This window comes from Kribbella yunnanensis (assembly GCF_039529655.1).
In the GTDB taxonomy this organism is placed as follows: Bacteria; Actinomycetota; Actinomycetes; order Propionibacteriales; family Kribbellaceae; genus Kribbella; species Kribbella yunnanensis.
In genome coordinates this window covers 17,618-42,244 of sequence record NZ_BAAANF010000013.1, presented here as the reverse complement: position 1 = coordinate 42,244, position 24,627 = coordinate 17,618, and the positions used below count along the sequence as shown (strand labels likewise).

The window sequence follows — 24,627 nt, the reverse complement described above, 5'->3', positions numbered from 1 at the left end:
GAGCGTTCCTCCGTTTTACAATACGGAGGCCTCCTCCGCTTTGCAAGCGATATTCTCTGCGGACTTTTGCTGACCCTTCGACGGGAGGCTCGATGGTCTCGACACCGCTACCCTCCATGCGCCCGACCCGCGCGGACGCGGCCCGGAACTACGACCTGCTGGTGACGGCCGCCCGGCAGACGTTCGCCGAACACGGCACCGACACCTCGCTGGAGGAGATCGCCCGCCGGGCCGGCGTCGGCATCGGCACCCTCTACCGGCGCTTCCCGAACCGGACCGCCCTGCTCGAGGCCGTGTACGTCGAAGAGATCCAGTCGGTCTGCGATCGCGCCTATGACTTCGATCGGGAGCTGCCGCCGTTCGAGGCGCTGGCGGCCTGGCTGCGCAGTTTCCTCGGCTACGGCCTGTCCAAGAAGACCTTGGCCGCCGAGCTCATCGAGGCGCTGGGGAAGGACTCCGCGTTCTTCAAGGTCTGCAAGACCAACGTCCAGGACGCCGGCGAGCTGCTGCTGTCCAAGGCGAAGGCCAGCGGCGACGTTCGGACCGAGCTCGAGCTGGCCGACATCATGCGTCTGGTCGGCGGGATCAACATGGGCCGCGACATCGAGCCGGAGCAGGCGATGCGCCTGCTCGACATCGTGCTGTGCGGTCTCAGGCCTGCTGCGTCCTGACCTCGGCCAGCGACGGGCTTGCGGCGTCTCGCTCGGTGTAGCTGAGCTCAAGCGAGGGCCACGGGATCGCCAGCTCCGGATCGAACGGGTTCACCGCGATCCGCTCCGGCGACCAGGGCTCGTTCACCAGGAAGTTGTAGACCGTGTGCGGTGCGGTCGTGCAGAACGAGTTGCCGAGACCGCGCGGGACGTACAACGCATCGCCGGGGCCGAGCTCGAACGTCTCCACCTGCCCGGTGTGCAACTCGACGATCGCCACGAACACCCGGCCGGCCGACGGCGACAGGTACTTGTCCCACGGCTCGGCGTGAATCCCGCGCAGGATTCCGGCACGCTCGACGTACGTGACGTTGTGCTGGACGACGTCGTACGGCGGGATTCCGGCGGCGGCGAGTTTGTCGCGGTGGAAGCTCTCCTCGAACCAGCCGTCCGCGTTCGGCTGAAGGTCGAGCTCGATCCGCAGCAGACCCTCGATCGACGTCTCGTGCGCCTTCATCGCCGAACCTGTCGGCGCGCCTCGAGCTGCGCCTGGTCGGCCGCGCTCAGCCCGGCCTGCCAGCCGGCACCGTTGGTGATCCGCGTCCGCTTGGTCGTCGTGTTCGGGAAGAGCTTGGTGAACAAGGCCTCCACCTGCTCCTCGCGCCGCGTGAGCACCGGCAGCAAGCGATCCGCATCCACAGCCGGTACGGCGGCCTGGGTCGCCTCCGTCGCGGCCTGCAGGCGCTCGCCGATCCGCTGCGCGTAGGCCATCAGGAACGATTGCCGGAACGACCGCGTCCGGGATTCGCCGTACCGGCCGATGTGCTTGCCGGAGGCAATCATTGCGCGGTTCGCCTGCACCAGCAGGGAGGTGGCTAGGATCTCAGTGAGCTGCAGATCGAGGTCCGCCCCGATCACGGTGACGACGGCGAGCTGCTCGATCATGACCGTGCGGCAACGGTTCGCCGTGGCGACCGAGCCGACGAGTTGTGCCTTGGCCGACACATACGGCGTGTCCAGCCAGATCCGCCTGGCGGCTGAGTCGTCCGGGATTTCGACCGCGGGATCCGCCTCGACCAGCGCCCGGTCCAGCGCGAACTTCGCCATCAGCTCCTGCGCCTTGCCGGAAAGGGCTTCCGCCTCTTCCGGGAACTCGGTTGCCTCCGCCTTCGCGAGCAGGCTGCGGATCCGCGAGAGCATCTTCGCGTTCGCCGGAACCGCGGGCCGGTCGGCTGAGGTTCGCCGTACCGTCGTCCCGGGAGACGGGAACAGCCGGGCCAGCGGCGGCAGCGACTGCAGGAAGCCGGCCAGCGCGAGCGTGTGGCGCAATGCGAGGTAGCGCCCGATGCGCTGCCCCGTCGCCCAGGCAGTCAGATCGAGCTCTGTGTACGGCGTTTCGATGCCGAGGTCAATGAGTTGGTCGAGCCAGCGCGGATCGACCATGTCGTCGCGGTAGCTGCGATGTTCCGCGGCGATCGCAGCCGTCAGGAGCAGCTCGACGCCGGGATCGAACTCGCGACGGCCGTGCTGAGCGAGGTCGGACGGCGTCCAGCCACGCTCCCACGTGGTCCGCAGCAGGCCGGACAGGAACCCGTGCAGCACACGGTCCACCTGTGCCTGGTCGCGTTCGTCGTACGCGCCCAGGCGGGCCAGCTCGAGATCGGACCGATCGTCGCGCAGGGCAACGATCGCGGCCGCCATCGGCAGCAGGCGCAGGATTTCCTCGTCACTCACGCGGTCGAGTCTGACACCGTCCGGAGCCGCACCCAAACGGATCCGTTACAGCCTGTGGAAAACCTGGTGCCGGAAGCGGATGCGCGCGAAAATCTGCCCTAAAGGACCTCCGCCCCGCAGGGTCCAGGAACCTAGCCTGGCGACAACACAATCGGGGAGGAATGTGATGACTCAGCTTGCAGAGTTCAGCATCAGCGGGGCGGTACTGACGCCCGGGCAGGACGGGTACGACGACGCGCGGCGGCTGTGGAACGCGGTGCACGACCGGCGACCCGCAGTGATCGCTCAGGTGCAGAGCGCCGAAGATGTCGCGGCCGCCGTGCGCTACGGGGTGGAGAACGGCCTGGAAATCGCGGTCCGCGGCGGCGCGCACAGTATGTCCGGCGCATCGGCCGGCGACGACGGTCTGATGATCGACCTGAGCGGTCTGAACACGGTGACAGTCGACGCTGAGGCTCGGCGGGTCCGCGTCGGGGGCGGTGCGTTGCTGGGGGACATCGACGCTGCCACTCAGCCGCACGGCCTCGCAGTACCGGCGGGTGTGGTCAGCCACACCGGAGTGGGTGGTCTGACGCTCGGTGGTGGCATGGGCTGGCTGACCCGCAAGTACGGGCTGTCGATCGACAACCTGGAGTCCGTGCAGATCGTCACGGCGGACGGCAGCATTCTGCGCGCCGCCGAGGACGAGAACCCGGATCTGTTCTGGGGCGTCCGCGGTGGTGGCGGAAACTTCGGAGTGGTCACCGAGTTCGAGTTCCGGCTGCAGGAGGCCGGGCCGATGATCCACTACGGGCTGCTGTTCTTCAGCGCCGATCAGGGCACCGAGGTGCTGAAGCTGGCCCGGGACCTGAACCCGACGCTGTCGCCCGACGTCAACATCATCATCGCCGCGCTGAGCGCACCGCCGGAGCCGTTCGTGCCGGCTGAGCTGCACTTCGCGACCGGCTACGGTCTGGTCGTCGTCGGCCTCGGTTCGGCCGAGGAGCACGCTGCTGTGCTGCAGCAGATCCGCGATGAGCTGACTCCGGCGTTCGAGCTCGTGACACCGATGCCGTTCACCGCGCTGCAGCAGTCTCTGGACGAGCCGAACGCGTGGGGGCACTACTCCTACGAGAAGGGCTCCTACCTGACCGAGCTGACCGATGAGGCAATCGCTGTCGTCACCGAGCACGTGCCGCTGAAGAAGTCGCCGATGTCGGTCACGCTGTTCTACCGGCTCGACAAGGCGTACTCCGCGGTCGACGACGACGCCACCGCCTTCGGTGGCGGCCGAGACGACCGGTACGCCGTCTTCATCGTCGGCCAGTCTCCGGTGCCGGAGTTGTACGAAGGTGAGCAGCAGTGGGTCCGCACCTTCTGGGAGGCCCTACAGCTGGGCGGGCCTGACACCGGCAGCTACGTCAACGGTCTGACCGAGGCGGACGAGGATCGGCTCAGGGCGACGTTCGGGCCCAAGTACGAGCGGCTGCAGCAGCTCAAAGCGAAGTACGACCCGGACAACGTGTTCCACCGCAATGCGAACATACGGCCCGCCTAGAACGTTCTGGCTGCCTAGATCGACGCAGCTCCGTCGATGACGAGCACCTGACCGTTGATGTTGGTGTTGTCCAGCAGCAGCATCCGGACCACGGGGACGACGTCCTCCGGTTCGGTCAGGTGACCGGTCGGAGTACGGCGGACGATCTGGTCCAGCTGGTTCTGTCCGAGCACCGCTGACATCTCGGAGGCGAAGAAGCCGGGCGCAACGGCGTTGGCGAGGACGCGGCCACCCAGCTCACGAGCGAGTGAGCGGGTGGCCGCGTCCATGCCGCCCTTGGTTGCCGAGTAGGCCACCAGACCTGGGTAGCCGCGCTGCGCGCAGATCGAGGTGACGTTGACGATCCGGCCCTTCAGACCCTTGGCGAGCATCCGGCGCAGTACGAACCGGGTGAGGCTCAGGGGCGCGGTCAAGTTGGTCTGGATGATGTCCTCGAGCCGCTCCGGGCTGGTGTGGACGTGCAGGGAGTCCTGACCGATCGCAGCGTTGTTCACCAGGCCGTCGACCGGGCCGAGTGTCGATTCCACGGTCCTCACAAACGCTTGTACGGCTGGGGAGTCGTTGATGTCGACAGAACCGGCGTACAGGTGGTCGGGGTACTTGGACGCGAGTGCAGTGAGCTCTGGGGTCACTGTGCGGGCGAACGCGGCCACCTTGATCCCTGCGGCGAGCAGGTCGGTGACGATCGCCAGACCGAGGCCGCGGGAACCACCCGAGACCAGCACGACCGATGCGGGCGGTACGGACTCAGACATCGCTTTTCAGCGTCTCCTTCTGCGGGATCTCGTCCAGGAACCGGATCCGCCGCGGTACGCCGTAGTCCGGCAGGCGGCTCGAGCACCACTGCACGAGGTCGGCGTCGGTGATCGGACCGAGCGATCCGTTCGACACCACCTCGGCTGCGACCACCCGGCCGACCAGTGGAGCCTTGCGGGCGAATACTCGCGCCCAGGAGACACCGGGGTGTCCCATGAGCACGTTGCGGATCACACCAGCCGACACCTTCGAGCCGCCGACGTTGATCTCGTCGGTGTCGAGACGGCCGGTGATGAGGACTCGGTCGCCGTCGTACTCCACCCGGTCGCCGGTGTGCACCGCACCGACCAGCCCGGCGCCGTGGTGCGGTGAGCGGATCACCAGCTCGTCGCCCTCCACAGACAGCATCGGACGGTCCGGATCGGGCGCGCGCTGCAGCCACTCGCGCGGGAAGCCCGCCTTGCCGTCGTGCACCACGATCGAGGCGCCGACCTCCGAAGACGCGTAGATCCACGAGATCCGGGCCTTCGGGAACAGGTCGCGGAGCTGGTCGAGAATCGCCTGGTCGACCGGCTCACCGCCGAGCGTGATCTGCTCCAGCGGTACGGCGGCCAACGCCTCGGAGTCGCGGTAGATCGCCTGCCGCCAGAAGGTCGGCGTACCGGAGGCTGCTGTGACGCCGTGCTGGGCGGCGGTCTGAGGCCAGTCCTCCAGCTCGTGTGGCTCGATCACGACCAGGCCCTGATCTTGTTGGGTCAGTGAGATCGTGACGACCTGCCACCAGGCGTAGGTCCCGGGCGAGTAGGGCAGCAGCCAGGTGCGCGGCGGCTGGTCGGCGGTCACTGTGGTGAGTGACTCGAGCGTATGACCGATGCGCTTCGGGCGGCCGGTCGAACCGGAGGTGAGCAGCCATGCGCGGCCGGACTCCTCCACTCGCTTCAGCCGGGCCGGAGTCACCTCTCCGTCGGGCAGGACGATCGAGAACCCGGACTCACCGAGCTCTTCGCGCATGTACTCGTCTACTCGCGAGCTGGTCGCGACCAAGAGCTCAGTGCCGTGCACTGCATGGTGTCTGAGTGCCGCCAGCGCGTCGGCGCCGTTGTCGACCAGCACTGCGGCCGGGGAGGGCAGCTGTGGGAGCTTGTGCAGCGTCCGCCAGGTCAGGCTCTTGCCGGCGACGACCACGGTGTTGTCGTCACCGATCAGTGCGGTGGTCCGGCGCCTCGTAGTCACGCCGTCTGGAGTTGCTCGATGAAGTCCAGTACGTCGCCGACGGTGGCGATCCGGCGCAGCCCGGGGGCATCGAAGTTCAGCTCGTCACCCAGCTCGTCCTCGACTCGCAGTGCGAGCTCGGAGAAGTCCAGCGAGCGGAATCCGATCTCACGCAGCTCGGCTGTGTCGTCGGTTGGTAAGGACCTGCCCTGTGCAGTCATCACCTCACCCATCAACTCCCGGACCCTGACCCGCGCGACCGCACTCATGGTCCAGGAGCTTAGTACCCCGGGCCGGATCCGCGGGAGCGCGCCGGAGGGCCGCCTTGAGCCGCTTCACCCGGCTGGAGATCTCCCAGCCGATCAGCGCGATCAGTGGACTCGCGGCAGCGATCGCGGCGAGCAGAACCTCTTCGACCGGCAGGCCGGCGATGTGGAGGACGACCATGGGACCTCCCGGATGCTGCGAGACCTGGGAGGTTACTGAGTGTAAAGGGGATCATGCCGGTGGTAAACGGCTCGTCGCTGCCGTCGCATGCCTAGACTCTCCGGGTGACCGCACCTGGCGAGGAGGACCCGAAGACCGCACCAGAGGCGGTCACACAAGAGCTGCCACCCGTCCCAGCCGACCCAAAGCCCCCGGCCGATGCCCCAACGGGCACACCCAAGGGCAAGGCGGACGGCAAGGCCGAGGGCAACCCCGCCGAGAAAGCGGCCGAGGACAAGGCGGCTGGGGGTGAGGCCGAGGACAAGCCCGGCGAGAAGGCGGCTGAGGACAAGGCTGCCGGGGGCGAGGCCGAGGGCCAGGCCAACGACGCACCCGCCGAGAAGGCGGCTGAGGGTGCGACGCCTCCTCCCCCTTCTCCGAAGAAGCGGTTGTGGGGGCGGCGTAGCGGGCGTGGGAGCAAGGCCGAGGACAACGCCGATGGCACGCCCGCGGACAAGACCGAAGGCAAGCCCGGGGACAACGCCGAACGGAAGCCCGGGGACAACGCCAAGGGCAAGCCCGCGGACAAGGCCGGCGAGAAGGCGGCCGAGGGCAAGCCCAACGACGCACCCGGCGAGAAGGGGGCTGAGGGTGCGACTGCTCCTCCTCCTGCTTCGCCGAAGAGGCGGTTGTGGGGGCGGGGGGAGCGGCGGCGTAGTGGGCGGGGGATGAGTACGGCGGGGCTGGTGAGTTTGCCGGTGTTGCCGTTGGCGTGGTTTGTGGGGTTGCAGGAGCATCCGGTGTGGATGCCGATCGCGTACCTCGCGTATTTCCTCGTGGTGATCGCCATTCCGGGGACGATGTTCTGGCGGCGGCTGACCGGTGGGACCGGGTGGTTCACGGTGGACGCGGTGCTCGGGACTGCGTTCGGGCTTGCGGTTGAGGCACTGGTGTATCCGGTCGGGATGCTGTTCAGCATGCCGTTTGCGGCGTTGCTGATGCCCGCACTGGCAGTTGGCATGGTCCGTGCGCTCCCCCGCACGCCACGAGCCCCGCGACCGACACCATGGTGGGCAACTGCGGGCGTGATGGTCGCAGTCGGTGCAGCTGCCGCGTGGTTCGTCCGCACTGGCTCGCAGCTCATCCCGCTAAACGGAACAGCCGCACTCCGGCAGAACTCCGACGCACCTCACAACCTCGCCATCGCGGGTGAACTGACCCACCATTTCCCCCCGAGACTCCCGTACGCCGACGGCCGCTGGCTGACCAGCCACTGGGCGGCGTACGACCACATCGCATCGTCGCACTGGATCACGAGCATTCCACTCGACGTACTGACGCACCGGATGATCCCGTTCGCGTGGATCCTCCTCACGGTGGTTGGCGCAGCCGCGGTCGGCATGCTGCTGACCGGGCGCGCAGTAGCCGCACCGATCGCGGCCGGACTGACAGTGGCGGCCGGGGACCTCACCTCATGGCCGTGGGCCGTTTCGGACCGAGTCTTCTCGGACGGACCGTTCTCACTCGGCCAGCTCACCAACCCGCCGCAGGCGTTCTCGACTGCGCTGCTGCTACCGCTCATCGCAGTCACAGCACTGCTGTTGCGTCGACAGCCCGGCCGCGCGCCCCGCGCGCACATCTTCCGGTTGCTGGTGGCGGCCGCCGTACTGGTCGCTGCGCTTGCTCTCACCAAGGCGACCACACTGCCCGTGTACGGCGCCGGCCTGGCCGCCGCGTGGGTCTATCTGACCGTCCGCCGAGGCCGAGTCAACCTGCGCGGTCTCGTGCTCGGCCTGGGTGTCGCTGCGGCTTACGTGCTGACCTTCTTCGTCGTACTGCGTGGCACCGAGTCCAGCGTCCGCTTCGCCCCAGCCCGCACCTTCGAACTGCTCGGTGGAAAGCTCCCGGTGATCATCGCGGTGGTCGTCCTCGGCTGGCTGATGCCCGCCGCTGGCGCACTGCTGATCAGAAGCCGCGTACGCCGCGACCCACTCCCGGTGTTCCTGGTAGCCGGTCTACTCGCCGCAGTGGCAGCCGCATCCCTCCTGTACGACGAGGGCGGCGCACAGCTCTTCTTCGTCCGCACCGGCTTCCTGTACGGCGTTTTGCTGGCTACCTGGGGTCTGAGCTCACTAGAACGCAAGCAGTACTGGATTGCCGCCGTCGCACTGCTCATCGGTGCAGCGGCGATCTACTGGGGTCGCTACCGCTCCCCCGACTCGTGCACGTCGACCAACTGCTTCGGCCAGGGACTCGCAGTCGCACTGGTGATCGCAGCAATCGGCATCGGGCTCTTCGGGCTGATTCTGCGCGGCTCCCGCCGTACCTGGGCTGTCATCGCAGTCGCCGTCCTGCTGGGCACCACGGTGTCCCCGACACTGGCGTCGGTGCGCAAATTCGCTACACCGTCACTGACGGAGTACGAGTCGATCGCACCGGGCGGTATCGAGGCCGCTCGCTTCATCCGTCGCAACTCCGGTTCCAACGACCGGATCGCCACCAACGTGCACTGCCACAAGCCCAGCACCACCCGCTGCCTGGCCGGCTCGTACTGGATCGCCGGCTACGCCGAGCGCCGCGTTCTGGTCCAGGGCTGGGCCTATCGCACCCGTGTCGACGACACCTACCCCGGCAAGCCGCAGAGCGACTACTGGGACCAGGAGAAGCTCCGTCTCAACGACGAGGTCTTCACCAACCCCACCCGCGAACTCCTGGAGACACTGCGCACCAAGTACGGCGTCCAGTGGCTCCTGCTCGACGACCGCGTCACCCAGCCCCCGAAGAACCTCGACCGCCTCACCGACCTGCGCTTCGAACTGGGCAACGTCCGCGTCTACCAGCTCTACCCACCGCCACCGGCGAACAGCCCGTTCCCCACACCCACGCCGACTCCGTCGTTCCCGACCGGGACTCCGAGCTTCCCCACGGGCACCCCAGGTTTCCCCAGCCCGACGCCAAGCTTCCCGACGTTCCCGAGCCAGCAGCCGAGCGGCACGCTCCCGACACAGCAGCCCAGCACCCCCTTCACCCCCAGCCAACCCTTCCCGAGTGGGACGCTACCGACCGGCAGCGCCTCCACTCCGAACTTCGCACCCTCCCAAACCAGCACGACCCCTGGCACCTAGCACCGCAGCCCGTCAGGGGCCGAGAAGCGCTGCCGGGACGACGGCGATGCCGTCAGGACGTCGATAGGCCTCGCCGCCGGTCGAGATCACCACGGCGTCAAGCAGATCATCACCGATCTGAGCCTTCAGCCAGTGCAGGTGGCGGACGTCGTCATCGGTCACCACCGGCGACAACTTCACCTCGATCGCCACGACGCGATGATCCGCGCGTTCGACGATCAGATCCACCTCGTGATCGCCGTTCCTCGTCCGCAGATGACGAACCGTCGCCTCGGCGGCCTGCGCATAGACGCGGACATCCAGCGTGACCAAGGACTCGAACAGCTGTCCCAGCAGGACTCCGTCGCGAATACGCGGCCGCTCGCCTGTCACGTCGTCGAGCAGCGCTGTCGCGCCGACGCCGAGCAAGGCGGCAGCGAGCGCAGGATCGGCAAGATGGTGCTTGGGCGCCGACGCCAGCCGACTGAGTCGATTGCGAGTGGGGAGCCAGGCTTCGAGTGGTTCGAGCAGCCACAACTGGCTGAGCACATCGCGATAGGCCATCGTCGTTGTCTTGGCCGGCTTGTCGGCGTCTCCCGCAGTCGCCGCGTCGAGTATCGCGTTGTAGGCCGCGGTGGTCGCAGTCGCTGCCGCATAGGCAGCCAGCCAGGCTCGGAGCGTGGCCGGACGTTTCACCAGATGGCCTTGTTCAGGAAAATCCCGTTCGACGATCCGGTCGACGTATCCTGCGAGCTGCGCGCGCCGGGCCCGGGCCGCCAACGGCCGGATGCCGGGGAAGCCCGAGCTGACGATCTCCTCGGCGTACGTGGCCAACCGAACATCGGTCGCGCCGTCAACCGGCACCCCCGAGCCGGTCAACAAGCCCCGCAGACTGACCGTCGGAGACTCCAGACCACGCTCCGACAGCGCCATCGGCCGCATCCGCAGCCGCACGATGCGACCTGCGCCGGAGTGCGTCGGAGCCTTGACCGGACTCGCACTGCCGGTCAGCAGAAAGCGTCCCGGCGCGATGTCCCGGTCCACGCTTCGTCGCACGAGATCCCACACCGGTGGGTCCAACTGCCACTCGTCCAGCAGGACCGGCGGCTCTGCTCGATCGAGGCGACCTGGATCAGCCTCCAGCAGCAGTCGCTGCGCCGGATCGTCCAAGGTGTAGACAGTCCGGGCTCGACGCTGCGCCGTCTCGGTCTTGCCGACTCCCTTCGGTCCATCGAGCGTAATGGCCGGCAGGCCGGACAGCAGTTCGTCGAGCTCGGCGTCCACGACACGTGCGAGATAGTCTGCCACCCGGCAACGCTACCATTAGCAGGCCTCAAACCATACTGTTAGCAGCGCTTCTAGGCTACCGTTAGCAGGTCTCACATGCTCCCGTTAGCAGGTCAGCGCAGGCTGATGGTGGGGATGGCGACGCTCTGGTTCGACAGACGGTCCAGCGCAGTGACGGAGTACAGGTAGAGCTTGCCTGGGGTTGCGGTGGTGTCCAGGTAGGACTGCGACCGCGTGGTGGCTACCAGGTTGCGGGCGTCATTGTCGGGGCAGTGGTCGCCGGCCAGGAGCTCGCGGCGATAGACGGCGTACGACGTGCTGTCAGGTGAGGTGCTGCGCCACTTGAGCTGGACGCCGGCAGTCGTGCGGGTGGCGTGGACTGCGTGCGGCGGGAGTGGGGCGCGCGAGTCCAGCGCGGGCATGGCCGGGATGAGTGCTGGGCGGGTGTACCAGGTGTTGTTGAGGAGAGTGGTCGCACCGAGGCGGTCGGCGCGGACGTCCTTGGCGGAGAAGAAGATGTTGCCCTTGACCTCGGGGATCGTGCTGTCGAAGGCCAGGTGGTCGCTCAGCTCGGCCGGGTCCGCCCAGTCGGGCGACTGCGCCGACGTACCGACCTTGTAGGTCGCTTCGCCGATGTAGAGGTGCACGTGGGTGCCGCGAACCTGCTCGGCCCACCACGGGACGATCTTGTTGTAGTCCGCCGGTGCGAAGCCGCCGGCCCAGTAGACCTGCGGAACGATGTAGTCGATCCACTCCTCGCGCACCCAACGCCGGGTGTCCGCGGCCAGGTCGTCGTACGTCTGCACACCGGCAGTGGTGTCAGTGCCTTCCGGGTCGGTCGCCTTGTTGCGCCAGACGGCGAACGGCGAGATGCCGAACTTCACCCACGGCTTTTCGGCCTTGATGCGCCCCTGCACTTCCTGGATGAGCAGGTTGATGTTGTTGCGCCGCCACTCGGCCAGCGTCGGGATGCCACCGCCGTACTGCGCGTACGTCGCTGCGTCGTCGAAGACCTGGCCAGCTACCGGGTACGGGTAGAAGTAGTCGTCGAAATGAACACCGTCGATGTCGTAGTTCGACACCGCGTCCATGATCGCGTCCTCGACCAGCTGGCGCGCCGCTGGGATTCCGGGGTTGTAGTAGAGCTTCCCGCCGTACGTGACGACCCAGTCCGGGTGCTGCCGCGCCGGGTGGGTCGGGAGCAAGGCGTTGATGTCCGTGCCCATCGAGAGCCGGTACGGGTTGAACCACGCGTGCAGCTCAAGGTTGCGCTTGTGCGCTTCGGCCACCGCGAACTTCAGCGGGTCGTAGCCAGGGTCGCCGCCCTGCGTGCCGGTGAGGTACCGCGACCAGGGCTCCACCTTGGACGGCCAGAACGCGTCAGCGGTCGGCCGCACCTGCAGTACGACGGCGTTGTGCTTCTGGCGGACCGCATCGTCCAGCCAGCCGGTCAGCTCGGCCTGCTGCTGTGCAGCGCTCAGACCGGTCTTGGACGGCCAGTCGATGTTCACCACCGACGAGATCCACGTTGCGCGGAACTGCCGCAGCGGTGTCTTCGCATTGGGCGCACAGCGAGCGTCGTCCGACGGCGCCGGCGCGGCGGACGCCGTACTGGCTAGTCCGCCCAGCAAAAGACCTGCGGTGGCACCGAGAACGCCCATGGCACGCCAGACTCTCATGTCACTCTCCGACAATCGCACTAGATGAAGTGGAAAGATGTTTACACATCAAACCGTCGGTAGGAAGACGCTAGGTTAGAGGCATGTTGCGGGGGGCCACTGACGACGATGTCGACACCATCCGGCGGTTGCGGAACCAGCAGGCGAACAGGGATGTGAGCATCACCTCGCACGAGATCGGTGCGGCCGAGCACGCGGCGTGGTGGGCTGCGGCCTCGGTCGACCCGCGGCGACGGGTGCTGATCTACGTGCGGGACGGCGAGACTGCCGGCGTGGTCAACTTCTCCGACCTCGACGGCACGACCGGGTCGTGGGGGTTCTTCCTCGACGCGGAAGGGCTGGCCGAGCGCGATGAGACGCTGCCTGCCTGGATCGAGGTGATGCGCGAGGCGACGACGTACGCGTTCGACGAGCTCGGGCTGGACCTGCTGACCGGTGAGGTGCTCGAACACAACACCGTCGTACGGCAGATGAATCGGCGCTTCCGGTTCGTCGAGGGGGCGGCGTCGCAGCGCGGTGCGGTGAGCGTGATCCCGATCAGTCTGCGTCGCGAGGACCGGAGGAAGAAGTGAAGGACACCATCGAGATCGGTGGAGTGCCGGTCGGGCCGGAGCACCAGCCATTCGTCATCGCGGAGATGTCGGGGAATCACAACGGCGACCTGGAACGGGCGAAGGACATCGTGCGCGCGGTCGCCGAGTCCGGCGCGCAGGCTTTGAAGCTGCAGACCTACACCGCCGACACAATGACTCTCGATGTCGACCTCCCCGCCTTCCGGCTGCCCGTCGAGCACGAACTGTGGAGCTCGGCGCGGCTGTACGACTTGTACGAGGAAGCGCACACCCCGTGGGCCTGGCACGAGCCGATCTTCGAGCTGGCCAGCTCACTCGGGCTGGTCGCGTTCTCGTCCGCCTTCGACCCGACGGCCATCGACTTCCTCGAGAAGCTGAACGTTCCGGCGTACAAGGTCGCGTCGAACGAGATCGGCGACCTCCCGCTGGTCCAGGGCATGGCCGAGACCGGCAAGCCGATCATCATCTCCACCGGCTCCGCCACCCTCACCGACATCGACGCCGCCGTCCGCGCCGCCCGCGCGACCGGCAACGAGCAGATCATCGTCCTGTCGTGTACGGCGAGCTATCCGGCACCGCCCGAACAGTCCAACCTCCGCGCCATCCCCGTCCTCCGCGACGCCCTCGACGTCCAGGTCGGCCTCTCCGACCACACCATGGGCATCGGCGCCGCCATCGCCGCCGTAGCCCTCGGCGCCACCGTCATCGAAAAACACGTAACCCTCAAACGAGTGGATGGCGGCATCGACTCGGCCTTCTCCCTGGAACCCTGGGAACTCGAGTCGCTCGTCGAGAACACGCGAGTAGCGCAGTTGGCCCTCGGGAAGCCGGTGATCGGTCCGAAGGAAGCGGAGCAGAACGTGCTGCGTTTCCGCCGTTCCCTTTATGTCACTCAAGATGTGCGAGCCGGCGACCAGATCACCCGCTCCAATGTCCGCTCGGTCCGGCCCGCGGGCGGTCTCGCCCCGCATCTCTTTCCTGAGGTTGAAGGCCGCAGCTTCCGAACCGACGTGACGGCCGGTACGCCGTTCACCTGGGACCTGCTGTGACCGAGTACTTGTTGTTTCCGGGGCGGCATCATGTTCTGACTCGGTTTCAGGGCGAGTTTCTGCGGGAGGCGGCGCAGGGGCGGACTGTGGTTTGGGCGGTGACTTCGGCCAATCACCGGACTACGAAGCGGAATCCTGTCGGGTTCGATCGGCGGGAGGCGGCGATTGAGCGGTTCAGCGTCGCCGAGGGGATTCGGTCGTTGGTGGTGGGGGTGGTGGATACGCCGCCTACGGATGAGTTTGCCGAGGTCACCGTTAAGGCTATTGAGGCTGGGACGGATGACCTTGTGCGGTTGACGCCGGGGAACACGGTGGTGGCTTGTTCGACGCCTGAGGTGAGCAAGTTGTATGAATTGCTCGGGTTTGAGGTTGTCGGCGTGGAGCCTGAGGGGGTGTTGCGGCCTTGGGACGTGTTGCTGATGGTTGCTGCTGGCAATGATGAATGGCGGGCGGTGGCGCATCCGGCGACAGTGGATGTGTTCGAGCGGTATGCACTGGATGCGCATGTGCAGCGGTGTGTGAACGATCCGGTGGTGGGCGACGACGGTGGGCTCACGACGACGCGGGACTACAAGACGTACGCCGATGCATTCGAGACGGCGGCGGATCGGAAATGGCAGCAGATCAAGGAGTTCGTCCGGCCGGGGCGGATTCTGGACATCGGGTGCGCGACCGGGGCGACGTTGCAGCTGGTCGATGCGGATCCGCGGTTCCACGAGTCGGACCTGATCGGGGTCGAGGTCGCACGGCATTTGTACGCCGAATGCGAGCACAAGAAGGAACAAGGGCTCTTCCGGAACCCCAACGTGTACTTCTACCAGCGGAACATGCTCGGCTCGGCGGTCTTCCCCGCACGGTCGATCGACACCACTTTGACGTTGGCGTTGACGCACGAGATCTGGTCGTACGCCGATGGGTCGCGGGCCGAAACCGTGCAGCGGTTCGCGGATGCGTTGTTCGCGCATACCGCGCCGGACGGTGTCTGGATCAACTCCGATGTCTGCGGACCGGCTGAGCCCGAGCGGTCCGTCGTACTGCGGTTGGATGACAGCGACGGCGCCAACCCGGCCGAGCCGCTGGAACTCGAGTCGCTCGATGACCCCGCGTCGTACGTCGGTCAGTTGTCGACGCGGGCGCGGTTCTTCCAGTTCGCGCAGGACTTCCGGCGGAATGCGAACGTGCCGTTCGAGTACGCCGTACAGGGTGATCGGTTGGTACTGCGGTTGGCCGATGCGATGGACTTCCTGACCCGCAAGGACTATGTGGACAACTGGCTGAGCGAAACGCATGAGCAGTTCTGCGGGCTCAATTTCGCCGGCTGGTCAGCGGTCGCGGAGCGCGCCGGATTCCACCTCGACCCGTCATCGAAGGCCTGGCGCAACAACTGGGTCATCGACAACCGCATCGCCCCAGTCGCCTCGCTCACGAGTTCCACGGGAGACCCAATCGACTGGCCCGACACCCACCAACTCCTCATAGCCCGCCGCTAACGCGGACGTTAGGGCGGGGGTTGCGTCAGCCGGCAACTTTGGGGTGCCATACGCGAAATAGTTGCCGTCCAACGCGCGATCGACAGCACGGGCGCGTGTGAGGGGTCGGTTAGCGGGTAGTCGGTTGCTTTCCCGCACGGCAACCACAGCCCGGCAACCCCAGACGGCGTGAGCCGCGGTAGCCGGGCCTCGCCAACCAGCCCAGCCACCCGCGCGGCCCGCCCTCTTGCTTTGTCGGCCGTCTTTTGGCGGTCGAGTCCGGGGTACAGACCGAAAGGGGCTCGGCCGAGGGCGTGCGCTGTGGCTGAGGTGCGCGATGCTCGAGGTTCACGTTAGTCGGCAATTTTTCGGGTCCAGGCGCCGATTTTCTTCCGACTAACGCGCCGGGCATCCCCGGGGGCCCGAGATCGTGGGCCGGCGATCACCTTGAGCACCGATCAACCACGTGAGGCCCGCCGAAACAGTCGAACCGTGCTCAAGGTTGCCCCGACCGGCTCACCTTGAGCACCCCTCAACCACCTTCCGGCCGCGCACGTGGTTGCCCCGTGCCCAACGTCGTACCGGCTCGTGGTGCGAGCCACTGGGTTGACGTGGCAGGCAGGGGTTAGCGGGGTGGGCGGAGTTTGTTGAGGTGTTTGTGGAGGTGGCGCTTCGCCTTGCCTGCCAGTTTGCGGGGGTTGCGGATCTGGGCGGCTCGGGCTACTGCGCGGGCCAGGGCGTAGGAGCGGGAGCGGTGGAGTTTGTTGCGGTCGGCGGTGGCTTTCTGGACCTGGGTGCGGAGTTCGCGGATGCGGTTCTCGCGGGTTTTGAGGGCTTTGTTGCGGAAGCCGAGGGTGCGCTCGAGGCCGAAGACGTGGCCTTGGAGCTCTGTTAGTTCTTGGCGTGCTCGGTCGGCGTCGGCGAGGGTGGTGCGGAGGTCGGGGTGGGTTTGTTCGCGCGGGTCCAGTACGGCGGCCAGGGCGGCGGAGAGTTGTTTGCCCCAGGCAAGTTGTTCGGCGACGGCGGATTCGACGTGCGGGGCGGTTGCGGGGGTTGGGTCGGCGGGGATCACGCCGGACATCGACAGCCAGGTGGCGACCAGGTCGTCGCCGATCATCCAGGGCGGCCAGGGGTGGCGGCGGTGGGTGTCGACGAGGCGTTTGTGGAAGCGGAGCCAGGCGGTGGCGAGCAGGTCGTTCTTGTCGACTCGTTCGGGGGCTACCCAGCCGGAGATGCCGTAGGCGAAGGTGTCGCCGTCGACGATGATGTCGTCCCAGCGGAGTAGGACTCGTGAGCTCTTCGCCCACTCGCCCAGCGCGGCGGCAACCTTCCGGAACCCCGGCACATCCTCAGCCGCAGCCAGCCGGAACAGCACGGTTTCGACTGTCTCCCCGCCGGGGATCTCCGTCGGCACGACCGTCGGGTCGAAGAGCAGCTCCGAGTTCTCCGCCGGCCTGGCGAGGCCTACGGCCTCTGGTGGGAGGGGGGTGAGCGAGCCGACTCCCCTGTCGGCGGAGGTGGTGAAGGAGGGTGCGTCCACCAGCCCAGCACCGGTGGTGGGGGTGAGGGTGAGGTGCCAGCCGGTGGGCGCGAGGGCTGACGCGTCCGCGAAGGCGGTGGCGCAAGGCCCGGACGGACTGGGATCCGACGCGTGCGCGGTGACGCCGGCGGAGGCGGTGGTCGACGCGTGTGGGGCGGTGGTGGGGATGGCGGTGGCCGACGCGTGTGGGGCGGCGCCGGGGAAGGCGGTGGCCGACGCGTGCGCGGTGACGCCGGCGGAGGCGGTGGTCGACGCGTGTGGGGCGGTGGTGGGGATGGCTTTGAGGGTGGTGGGGCCGGACTGGGTGTAGAGGGCGTGGGGGGTGGTGGTGTTGCAGATGGCTAGCCAGGTGGTGGGGACGGCGGAGAGGAGGCCGGCTCGGGCTGCTGATTCGAGGGGCTCGGTGGGGGAGGTTAGGAGGGGGGTGTCTACGGACTCCAGGGCCTCGACGGCTAGGCGGGTGGGGAGGTGGCCGGGGCGGGCAGTGGTGGCGGCTTCTGCGGCTATCAGGGTGTGGGAGGAGAAGTCGGCGTACAGCTGGGCCGGCCAGGGCAGCGCTGCTTGGAACTGGGGTACTGAGACTGGGCGGGTTGGGTCGTCGTGGAGGGGGATCCACTCGTCGTTGCCGTGGCGGAGGTGGGGTGGGCGGCGGTCCAGGAGGTTCTGGAGGCTGAACTCGTTCTGGAGACCTAGTACGACGACGGGGTCGGGTGCGGTGAGTGTTTGGAGCGCGGCTAGGCGTTCGGTCCAGGTGAGGTGGTCGCTGTCGTAGCCGAGGACTCGGTCCAGGCCGTCTGCGGCGATAACTACCTCGAAAGGCGCAGTGTCCTCGAACAAAGTAGGAGTGGCAGTGCGCAGGCCGTCCAGGGCACCGGCTACCACGTGGAGGCACGGGCCGAAGGTTTCGGTCAGTTGCTCGGCGTCGGAGACGGAGCGGACCAGGATGGTGACGTCGGCCGAGTGGGCTAGCACTGACTCGATCAGGAGCGGGGAGTGCGGGCCGAGGATGAGTGTGCGGCGGTTGGCCGGGATCACGTCGGTCAGCAGGGCGGCGAGCACCGGCTGGCGGGTGGTGTGATCGGTCCAGGGCTGCATCTCACCACGGACCACCAGAACCTCAGACACGCTCTCTCCAATCGAACAGCATCCGCAGTTCCGCGGCCGGCATCATCCAGTCCTTGCCGAGCTCCAGGTCCGTGGTCGCTCGTGCTGCTTCCAGGTCGATCGACGTGCCGAGCATCTCCGGCCACAGTCGCTCGATCCGGCTCTGCCCACCGAACAGGGGGTTCTCACCGTCCATCTCCATCGGGTCGCCGTACACAGCTGGTTCGCAGCCGGCAGCGACGCCGTAGAAGATGGCGGTGGACAGCCGGTTGGCCGCGACGCGCTTGTGTTTACGCAGCTCGGCCAGTTGCTTGTAGAGGAACTGCTTATCGGTCCCCTCGTAGGAGAAGCCGCGCCGCCCGAACGACACCACCCGGAAGCCCGCGTCCTCGTAGTACTGGCGTACTTCGGGACGCTCGTACTCCGTGTAGTACAGGCTGAACGTCACCGGACCGGGCTCGGTCTCGCGGATCTCGTCGATGAGCCGCTGGTGGTCGCCGTGGATCTTGCCGCCCTCCCAGCCATGGAAGAGGAACCACAGCGTCCCCTCCCGCTCCTCCTCCGGCACCGAAGCGACGGGAGGCACCAGGTCGAGCAGGTACAGGAACGGCGCGCCAATGCTGTGGTAGTTCCGCCGCCCGAGCGCATGGCCGCGCCGTCGTGGCGCATCGCTCCAGGTGAACCGCCACGCGCCGTCGTAGAACTCGTGCACCGGATTCCACCCACAGCCGATGTTCCAGCCGTGCTGCAGGTATCCGCGGAGTCGTGGCGGCTGGTCGTACTCCAGCCCGGCATAGCGCGCCAGGATGTGCGCCTGCCCGTAGTAGTGGTTGTGGTGATGCATCAGCGCACCTCCACGTGCAGAGTGCCCGCATGCGGCCGTACGGCGAGCGAGTGCCCAGCACTGCGGACTACCAGCGGCAGGCGGCTGCAGAGGAAGGGCTCGCACTGTACGGCGTGGGCCGAGCCGTCATGCAGGACCGCGAACAGGATCCAGTCGGCCAGCGAGGCAGTCGGATCCACCGACACTCGTCGCTCAACCGTCGGGTCGACGACGGGGACAAGCGCGTCCAGCTCAACCACAGCGGACCAGCCGTCATCGGAGAAGCTCCGCCGCGCCAGCACCTCCACGTAGTCGTCGGTGCCCGGCAGGAAGCGCCGCCACGCGAACGACACCTCACCCCAGTCCGGTCCACGCGCGACCAACATGTTGCCTGCAGCAACTACAGCCGTGGCCGCGAAGCGGATCGGTGACTCGTGCAGGTTGACGTAGCCGCCGGTGGAACGGGTCATCGTGACCACCCGGCCGCGCTCGGCGTGCGACACCGCGCGGTCACCGGCGGTCCACAGCAGCAGCTTCTCCTCACCGGCCGGACCGCGGAGCCGGAAGGCCCGAGTGGTCCGCTGGCTGAACGGATCGTCCGGATTGATCTCCGCCATGATCGGTCCGATCGGCAGCCACGCGGTGAAGTCGCGCCCGTCCACCTTGATCGGCACCTGCTCCTCGCCACCCGACACCGGGCGCGTGACGAACAACGAAGGCTCATCGAACGACGACCGCCCGTGCAGCACGAGCGCTTCCGGCGTGTGCTCGATCGACGTCAACCGGCAGGGGTCGGACAGTCGCCGTACGGCGAAGCACCCGTCCTTGCCGGGACCGGGCTGAACCCAGCTGGTCGGGGAGATCCACGCACCGGGCGGCCAGCCCGGACTGCCCGCAGCCTGGCCGCGGAGCCGATCCCGACGCCGCAAGCGCCCCAACTTCAGCTGTACGTCGAAATGTGTCGGACCGGCCGTGCACCGGGCCAGGAGCTCCTCGTCGAGCACCACCTCGAACCCGACGCGACTCGTGTCCCCGTGCAGGTCAGTGGCGTCATACCGGCGGACGTGCAGCGGATACGGCAGTCCGGCGATCACCAGGTCGATGCGCAGGCTGGACGACTCACAGATCGCCAGGTGCTTGATCTCCGCGGTGCCCTTCACGGACAGCTTCCCGTCGACCCACTTGACCTCGCGGACACTGGTCGCCAGCGTCAGGTCCTGCTCGGCAACCCGGTACAGCTCGGGCGACACAGCGCCGTCGTACAGGCCTGGGTAGTTGTAGACGTACTGCTTGCGCTTCCGCGGTCGCGGGAGGACCCGGGCACCGCCGCGTAGACCGCCGTCTTCGCGGAAGATCGCGAGTCGCCGGAGCAGGTCGACGTCTCCGGCGCGCAGTGCGGCGTGCTGGATGCGGTCGTAGCGGTGTGCGCGTTCCAGCGCGGCAGGGTCGAGTCGGCCGAGCAGACTGCCGGCCAGGTCGACCAGGGTTTGCTCTTCACCGTCCGGAACCGTGCCGAACGCCATCATCAGCGTCAGGAGATCGATCTGAGTGAAGTGTGCGTGCAGCTTGCTCCGGATCGCCGGCAGCGCCTTGTCGGCCAGGTCCATCACCAGTCCGGCGGAGGTGACCCGGTCCTCGAGGTTGCCGAGCTGGAACTTCTGCTGCGTGATCGACTCACCGGACTCCCGCTCGCGCCAGTAGTAGACCGGTGCGGCGATGGTGTCGACGGTGACGGCATCCAGGTGCGCCTGCAGGGTGACCGGGTAGTCCTCGTACCGGATGGCGGGGAACTCGTACCCGTACTCGTCCCAGAAGGAGCGCCGATAGACCTTGTTCCAGACCATCCGGTCCAGGACCAGATCGGTCACCTCGGACACGTGGGTGGCGAACCGGTCCCGCATGAACGGCTGGCGGTGCAGCCAGGACGGGCGGACGCCGGAGCTGTTGTTGAACCGCCGCGCGTTACCGCCGGCGAAGTCGGAGCCGGTCCGGTCCAGCGCGCGGACGAGCTTCTGGAAGCCGTGCCGGGTAACCAGGTCGTCGCTGTCGACGAAGGTCAGGTACTCCCCCTGCGCGTGCCGGACGCCGGTGTTCCGGGCCGGTCCGAGACCGGCGTTGTCCTGCTGCACGATCCGGAACCGCGAGTCCCGGGTGCAGAAGTCCTTCGCGATCACCGCACTGTCGTCGGGAGACCCGTCGTCGACCAGGATCGCCTCGAAATCGGTCCAGGTCTGCCGGGCGATCGAGTCCAGACAGTCGCCGATGTACTCCCCGACGTTGTAGAACGGCACCACCACGCTCAGCCGAGGCGTCACAAGTGGCCTGCAAGGGAGGTAGGTCGAACGATAGCGGTGTCCAGGTGCGTGCATCGTGGTGCTTGGTCAGTGGCCTCGATGCGGAGCATCGTGGGCGCTGGGCAAGTGGCGCGAGGTGCGTGCCTGGGCGCCGATAGCGTCGAGCTACATCCCTTGCAGGCCACTGGTGGCAGTACTCCCCTCGCCCGAGGGGTGCGCCCTGGCCGCGCACCCTACGTAGCGGCAACGAGGTGGACTGTGAGGAGGTTATGCACCGGTTCGAAGCCGTAACGTGCCCAGATCCGCTGGATTCCGGTCTGGTGCGCTTGGGTGGAGACCACCAGGCGGCGCGTGGTGGCCGCATCCTCGATGGCTGACAGCAGGTGCCCGTACCGGCCGCGGCCCTGCTCAGCCGGTACGACGCCGGCCAGCTGGATCTCGGTCCAGGACCGCCGCTCGTCGATGGACGCCAGCGCGAGCACCCGCCGGTCCGGACCGCGCAGGACGACCGCACCGGCCTCCCGGATCCGCCGCCGGGCCCACTCCTGCCGCCCGGCCAGTGCGACGGCCCGGTCGAACATCGGGTTCGCGCAGTAGTGGTTCCCGGAGTCGCCGAAGATGTCGGCCACCACGTCGTCGACCAGTACGTCGTCCGCCGCCGGCTCGAGTTTCGCCGTGAACCCGGCCAGTGGCGCCGGCCGCCGACCCTTGCCGGCCGGGAGCGACCAGTACACGACGGTGTCGGCCAGCAGCGCGTTCCGCGGTCCCCCGGACAAGGCGGCGAACCACGTGGTCTCCCGCGCCGGATACCGCAGTACGACGACGTCCGCCGTCGACCGCTCGATCGCAGCGAGCACCTCGGCGAGTGGCGTCCCAGCCGAGGCAGACACCGACATCCGGTCAATCGAAACGCCGAACCGCTTCGCCGCGTCCACCGACGGGCGGATGCTGAGCTCACCGGATTCGAGCGCTTCGTACCAACTCATAGGAGTTGGCAGCTTAGCGAATGCACGCCTATGGTGGCGCGGGTGCCGACCCTCACTGTGGGCACGTCGGCACGTCCGACCGCCCGCCCCAGTCGGCGGACCGCCGTGAACCAACTCGCAAAAGCATCAGCCGGTGCCGCTCTGGCCGTGCTGGTGATCTGGCTGATGGCCGGAGCCACGTCTGCCGACAGCGTCTTCGCTATGGTGCGTTTCTGGCTGCTCGGGATCGCTCTGCCCGGTGTCGTGCTGTGGCGGCTTGCCAGTCCATTCCGGCACAACCTGGTCGAGGATGTGGCCGCTGGTTCGCTGGTCGGAGTCTCCGCGCTGCTGCTCGTCTACATGGGTGTCTCGCCGCTCGGGCTGCAGCGCTGGGCCTGGCTGTGGGAACTCCCGGTCGTGGCGGTGGCGTTCGCCGTACCGCGGTGGCGTCGTCGGGTGCTGAGTCGGGTCGAGCGCCCGGTGAGCCCGCTGACTGCCTGGTTGCTCGCCACTGCGTGTGCGCTGCCGGTCTATGCGATCGCTCGGCCGCGGAACGTCGCACCGGCTCCCTACACAGACCCGGCGTACAACAACCCGGACATGGCGTACCAGCAGGCTCTGGCGGCCAGTGCGAAGTACGACTTCCCGTTGCAGGCGTCGTATGTGCACGGCGAGCAGATGGACTACCACTACTTCTTCCACCAGTTCACCGCGGCAGTGAACTGGGCGACCGGGGTCGACCTGACCGATCTGATCTACACGATCGGCTGGATCCCGCTGACGCTCGCCGGCTGCGCGCTGATCTTCGTGCTCGCCGACCGCTTCGCACCGGGCTCACGCTGGGCCGGTCCGCTCGCCGTCGCGGTCGCCGCGATCGGTGGCACCGTGAACGTGTACCCGGGCTTCACACTGCCGCAGGAGAGTCTGACCGCCTACCTCTGGGGCAGTCCGACGCAGAACCTCGGCAGTGGGCTGACCGTGCTGCTGGCGATCGTGATCGTCGATATCCTGCGCGGCCGCAACAGCCGCGGTACCTGGCTGATCGGTCTGCTCGTCGCGGCGGCCGCCTCCGGCTCCAAGGCGACGATCCTCCCGCTGGTCCTCTGCGGCCTCGGGCTCGTCGTGCTCGTTCGCCTCTGCCAGCGCCGGATCGCACGGCGTGCGGTCGTGATGGCGGTAGCGGTGACCAGTGTGATCCTGACCGCGATCGTGGTGGTCTTCGGCAACCACTCGACCGGGCTGTCACTCCGGCCGTGGGTCACCTTCGCGAAGATCGGCGTCTACCCGTTCATCGCTTGGCAGCGCGAGTGGGACACCGGCGACTACGACCACAGCTCGATGTGGATCAGCGCGGTCGTCACCTGCTTGGCCTGGTTGCTCGGTACCGCCGGACTGGTCGTTCTGGCCGGTACGGCGAAGCGCTGGTTGCGTGACGCCGGGATGATCTTCCTGATCGGGGTAGCGGTCGCTGGGTTCTGCGGAATGGCTCTGACCGACCAGTCCGGTTCCAGCCAGATGTACTTCCACCGAACCGCCGTACCGATCATCGCCGTACTGGCTGCCGTCGGTGCGCACATGCTGGTGTTCAGCATCCGCAGAGCCAAGTGGCTGGTGCTCGGGTCAGTCCTGGGCGGTATGGCGGCGACTGCGGTCGCTCGGCGAATCATCCGGGCGCTACCGCATGACGCCGTGCTGTTCCGCCGGGAGGACGGCACACTGACCGGACTGGTCCTGCCATGGGTCCTGACAATCGCCCTGCTCGCACTGGTCGGTGTCCTCGCGGCGGTCTGGCTTCGGCAGCGGACTGGTCGCGTAGTTCTGGCGGGGTTCGTGCTGGCGGCTATGGGTGCAGGTCTTTACCTGCCACTGCGTGCACTGCCGAGCATGGGCGACGCGAAGCCGACCGAAACCGTTGCCGAGGACACGTTGTTGGGCCCGTCGGCCACGCAACTGGCCGCAGCGCGGTGGTTGCGCGACCACACCACCCCCGACGAATTGATTGCCACCAACGCCCATTGCGCACGCAAGAGCGCACTGGGCTGCGACGCCCGGCACTTCTGGATCGCCGGACTCAGCGAGCGGCACGTCCTGATCGAGGGCTGGGCCTACACGAACACGATCAACGACCAGGTCGTCAGCACCGCCCTGAACCCGAACATCCTCCCGTACTGGGACCAGGACAAGCTCGCCGAGAACGACCGCGTCTTCGTCGCACCCACCCGCGACAACCTGCAGGAGCTCCGCACCGAGTACGGCGTCCGCTGGCTGTACGCCGACCCTGCGCAGACCGCCGTGTCCCCGGAACTGGAGGCGCTGGCAACGGTCCGCTTCCGGGCTCCGGATGCTGTCGTCTACGAACTCGGATAACCCTGTGTAAACGCGCGGATTCGCTCGTGCCCCGTCGAGGGGCGTTGGTGCCTTTAGCG

The 24,627-nt window shown here is 67.5% G+C and carries 19 protein-coding genes; 7 read left to right on the top strand and 12 right to left on the bottom strand.

Features of this window, described 5'->3' with window-relative positions; all coding sequences use genetic code 11:
- The first annotated feature begins 116 nt into the window (after positions 1-116).
- Positions 117-671 (top strand): TetR/AcrR family transcriptional regulator, encoded by a 555-nt coding sequence (locus ABD231_RS18145; RefSeq protein WP_344152804.1) that lies wholly within the window; start codon positions 117-119, stop codon positions 669-671.
- On the opposite strand, the gene ABD231_RS18140 is transcribed toward ABD231_RS18145, so the two are convergent.
- The gene (locus ABD231_RS18140) at positions 652-1,167 is read right to left on the bottom strand and encodes a dTDP-4-dehydrorhamnose 3,5-epimerase family protein (RefSeq protein ID WP_344152801.1); all 516 of its coding nucleotides are present in this window, start codon (positions 1,165-1,167) and stop codon (positions 652-654) included. The two genes, ABD231_RS18145 and ABD231_RS18140, sit on opposite strands and share 20 nt — an antisense overlap.
- Complete coding sequence (locus tag ABD231_RS18135) at positions 1,164-2,384, bottom strand: DUF2786 domain-containing protein (RefSeq protein WP_344152798.1); 1,221 nt, start codon at positions 2,382-2,384, stop codon at positions 1,164-1,166. The genes ABD231_RS18140 and ABD231_RS18135 overlap by 4 nt, the downstream gene beginning before the upstream one ends.
- Positions 2,385-2,550: 166 nt before the next feature.
- Between ABD231_RS18135 and ABD231_RS18130 the strand changes: the two genes are divergently transcribed.
- Positions 2,551-3,921, top strand: a complete 1,371-nt coding sequence (locus ABD231_RS18130; protein WP_344152795.1) for an FAD-binding oxidoreductase — start codon at positions 2,551-2,553, stop codon at positions 3,919-3,921.
- A 14-nt stretch (positions 3,922-3,935) separates the two neighbouring features.
- On the opposite strand, the gene ABD231_RS18125 is transcribed toward ABD231_RS18130, so the two are convergent.
- The 4 genes from ABD231_RS18125 to ABD231_RS18110 are packed head-to-tail and all read right to left on the bottom strand — an operon-like array spanning position 3,936 to position 6,336.
- Complete coding sequence (locus ABD231_RS18125) at positions 3,936-4,676, bottom strand: SDR family NAD(P)-dependent oxidoreductase (protein ID WP_344152792.1); 741 nt, start codon at positions 4,674-4,676, stop codon at positions 3,936-3,938.
- Positions 4,669-5,910 carry an AMP-binding protein gene (locus ABD231_RS18120; protein ID WP_344152790.1) on the bottom strand — a complete coding sequence of 414 codons (1,242 nt, stop codon included), beginning with the start codon at positions 5,908-5,910 and terminating at the stop codon, positions 4,669-4,671. The genes ABD231_RS18125 and ABD231_RS18120 overlap by 8 nt, the downstream gene beginning before the upstream one ends.
- A complete protein-coding gene (locus tag ABD231_RS18115) occupies positions 5,907-6,158 on the bottom strand; it encodes an acyl carrier protein (RefSeq protein ID WP_344152787.1) in 252 nt (83 codons plus the stop codon). Before ABD231_RS18115 ends, ABD231_RS18120 begins: the two co-directional genes overlap by 4 nt.
- On the bottom strand, positions 6,115-6,336 hold the full coding sequence (locus ABD231_RS18110) for a hypothetical protein (RefSeq protein ID WP_344152784.1): 222 nt from the start codon (positions 6,334-6,336) through the stop codon (positions 6,115-6,117). Before ABD231_RS18110 ends, ABD231_RS18115 begins: the two co-directional genes overlap by 44 nt.
- A 104-nt stretch (positions 6,337-6,440) precedes the next feature.
- Between ABD231_RS18110 and ABD231_RS18105 the strand changes: the two genes are divergently transcribed.
- Positions 6,441-9,440, top strand: a complete 3,000-nt coding sequence (locus ABD231_RS18105; RefSeq protein ID WP_344152781.1) for a hypothetical protein — start codon at positions 6,441-6,443, stop codon at positions 9,438-9,440.
- A gap of 12 nt (positions 9,441-9,452) precedes the next feature.
- Here the strand turns inward: ABD231_RS18105 and ABD231_RS18100 are convergent, their stop codons facing one another.
- Together ABD231_RS18100 and ABD231_RS18095 are read right to left on the bottom strand one after the other, a co-directional pair.
- The gene (locus ABD231_RS18100; RefSeq protein WP_344152778.1) at positions 9,453-10,727 is read right to left on the bottom strand and encodes an ATP-binding protein; all 1,275 of its coding nucleotides are present in this window, start codon (positions 10,725-10,727) and stop codon (positions 9,453-9,455) included.
- Between the two features lie 92 nt (positions 10,728-10,819).
- Positions 10,820-12,385: a glycoside hydrolase family 10-like protein gene (locus tag ABD231_RS18095; protein WP_344152775.1), complete on the bottom strand. Its 1,566-nt coding sequence runs from the start codon at positions 12,383-12,385 to the stop codon at positions 10,820-10,822.
- 83 nt (positions 12,386-12,468) lie between these two features.
- Here ABD231_RS18095 and ABD231_RS18090 point away from each other — a divergent pair, with 83 nt between their 5' ends.
- The 3 genes from ABD231_RS18090 (at position 12,469) to ABD231_RS18080 (ending at position 15,496) form a co-directional block, all read left to right on the top strand.
- Positions 12,469-12,957 carry a GNAT family N-acetyltransferase gene (locus ABD231_RS18090; RefSeq protein WP_344152772.1) on the top strand — a complete coding sequence of 163 codons (489 nt, stop codon included), beginning with the start codon at positions 12,469-12,471 and terminating at the stop codon, positions 12,955-12,957.
- A complete protein-coding gene (pseI, locus tag ABD231_RS18085; protein ID WP_344152769.1) occupies positions 12,954-14,006 on the top strand; it encodes a pseudaminic acid synthase in 1,053 nt (350 codons plus the stop codon). The genes ABD231_RS18090 and pseI overlap by 4 nt, the downstream gene beginning before the upstream one ends.
- A gap of 377 nt (positions 14,007-14,383) precedes the next feature.
- A complete protein-coding gene (locus tag ABD231_RS18080; protein ID WP_344152766.1) occupies positions 14,384-15,496 on the top strand; it encodes a class I SAM-dependent methyltransferase in 1,113 nt (370 codons plus the stop codon).
- A gap of 604 nt (positions 15,497-16,100) precedes the next feature.
- Here the strand turns inward: ABD231_RS18080 and ABD231_RS18075 are convergent.
- From ABD231_RS18075 to ABD231_RS18060, 4 genes are all read right to left on the bottom strand, one after another.
- A complete protein-coding gene (locus ABD231_RS18075; RefSeq protein WP_344152763.1) occupies positions 16,101-18,140 on the bottom strand; it encodes a hypothetical protein in 2,040 nt (679 codons plus the stop codon).
- Entirely contained in the window at positions 18,133-18,963 is an 831-nt protein-coding gene (locus ABD231_RS18070) for a hypothetical protein (RefSeq protein ID WP_344152760.1), read from the bottom strand. The genes ABD231_RS18075 and ABD231_RS18070 overlap by 8 nt, the downstream gene beginning before the upstream one ends.
- Positions 18,963-21,257 carry a glycosyltransferase family 2 protein gene (locus tag ABD231_RS18065; RefSeq protein ID WP_344152757.1) on the bottom strand — a complete coding sequence of 765 codons (2,295 nt, stop codon included), beginning with the start codon at positions 21,255-21,257 and terminating at the stop codon, positions 18,963-18,965. The genes ABD231_RS18070 and ABD231_RS18065 overlap by 1 nt, the downstream gene beginning before the upstream one ends.
- Positions 21,258-21,469: 212 nt before the next feature.
- Complete coding sequence (locus ABD231_RS18060; RefSeq protein WP_344152754.1) at positions 21,470-22,222, bottom strand: GNAT family N-acetyltransferase; 753 nt, start codon at positions 22,220-22,222, stop codon at positions 21,470-21,472.
- A gap of 42 nt (positions 22,223-22,264) precedes the next feature.
- Here ABD231_RS18060 and ABD231_RS18055 point away from each other — a divergent pair, with 42 nt between their 5' ends.
- On the top strand, positions 22,265-24,568 hold the full coding sequence (locus ABD231_RS18055) for a hypothetical protein (protein WP_344152751.1): 2,304 nt from the start codon (positions 22,265-22,267) through the stop codon (positions 24,566-24,568).
- Positions 24,569-24,627 lie beyond the last annotated feature (59 nt).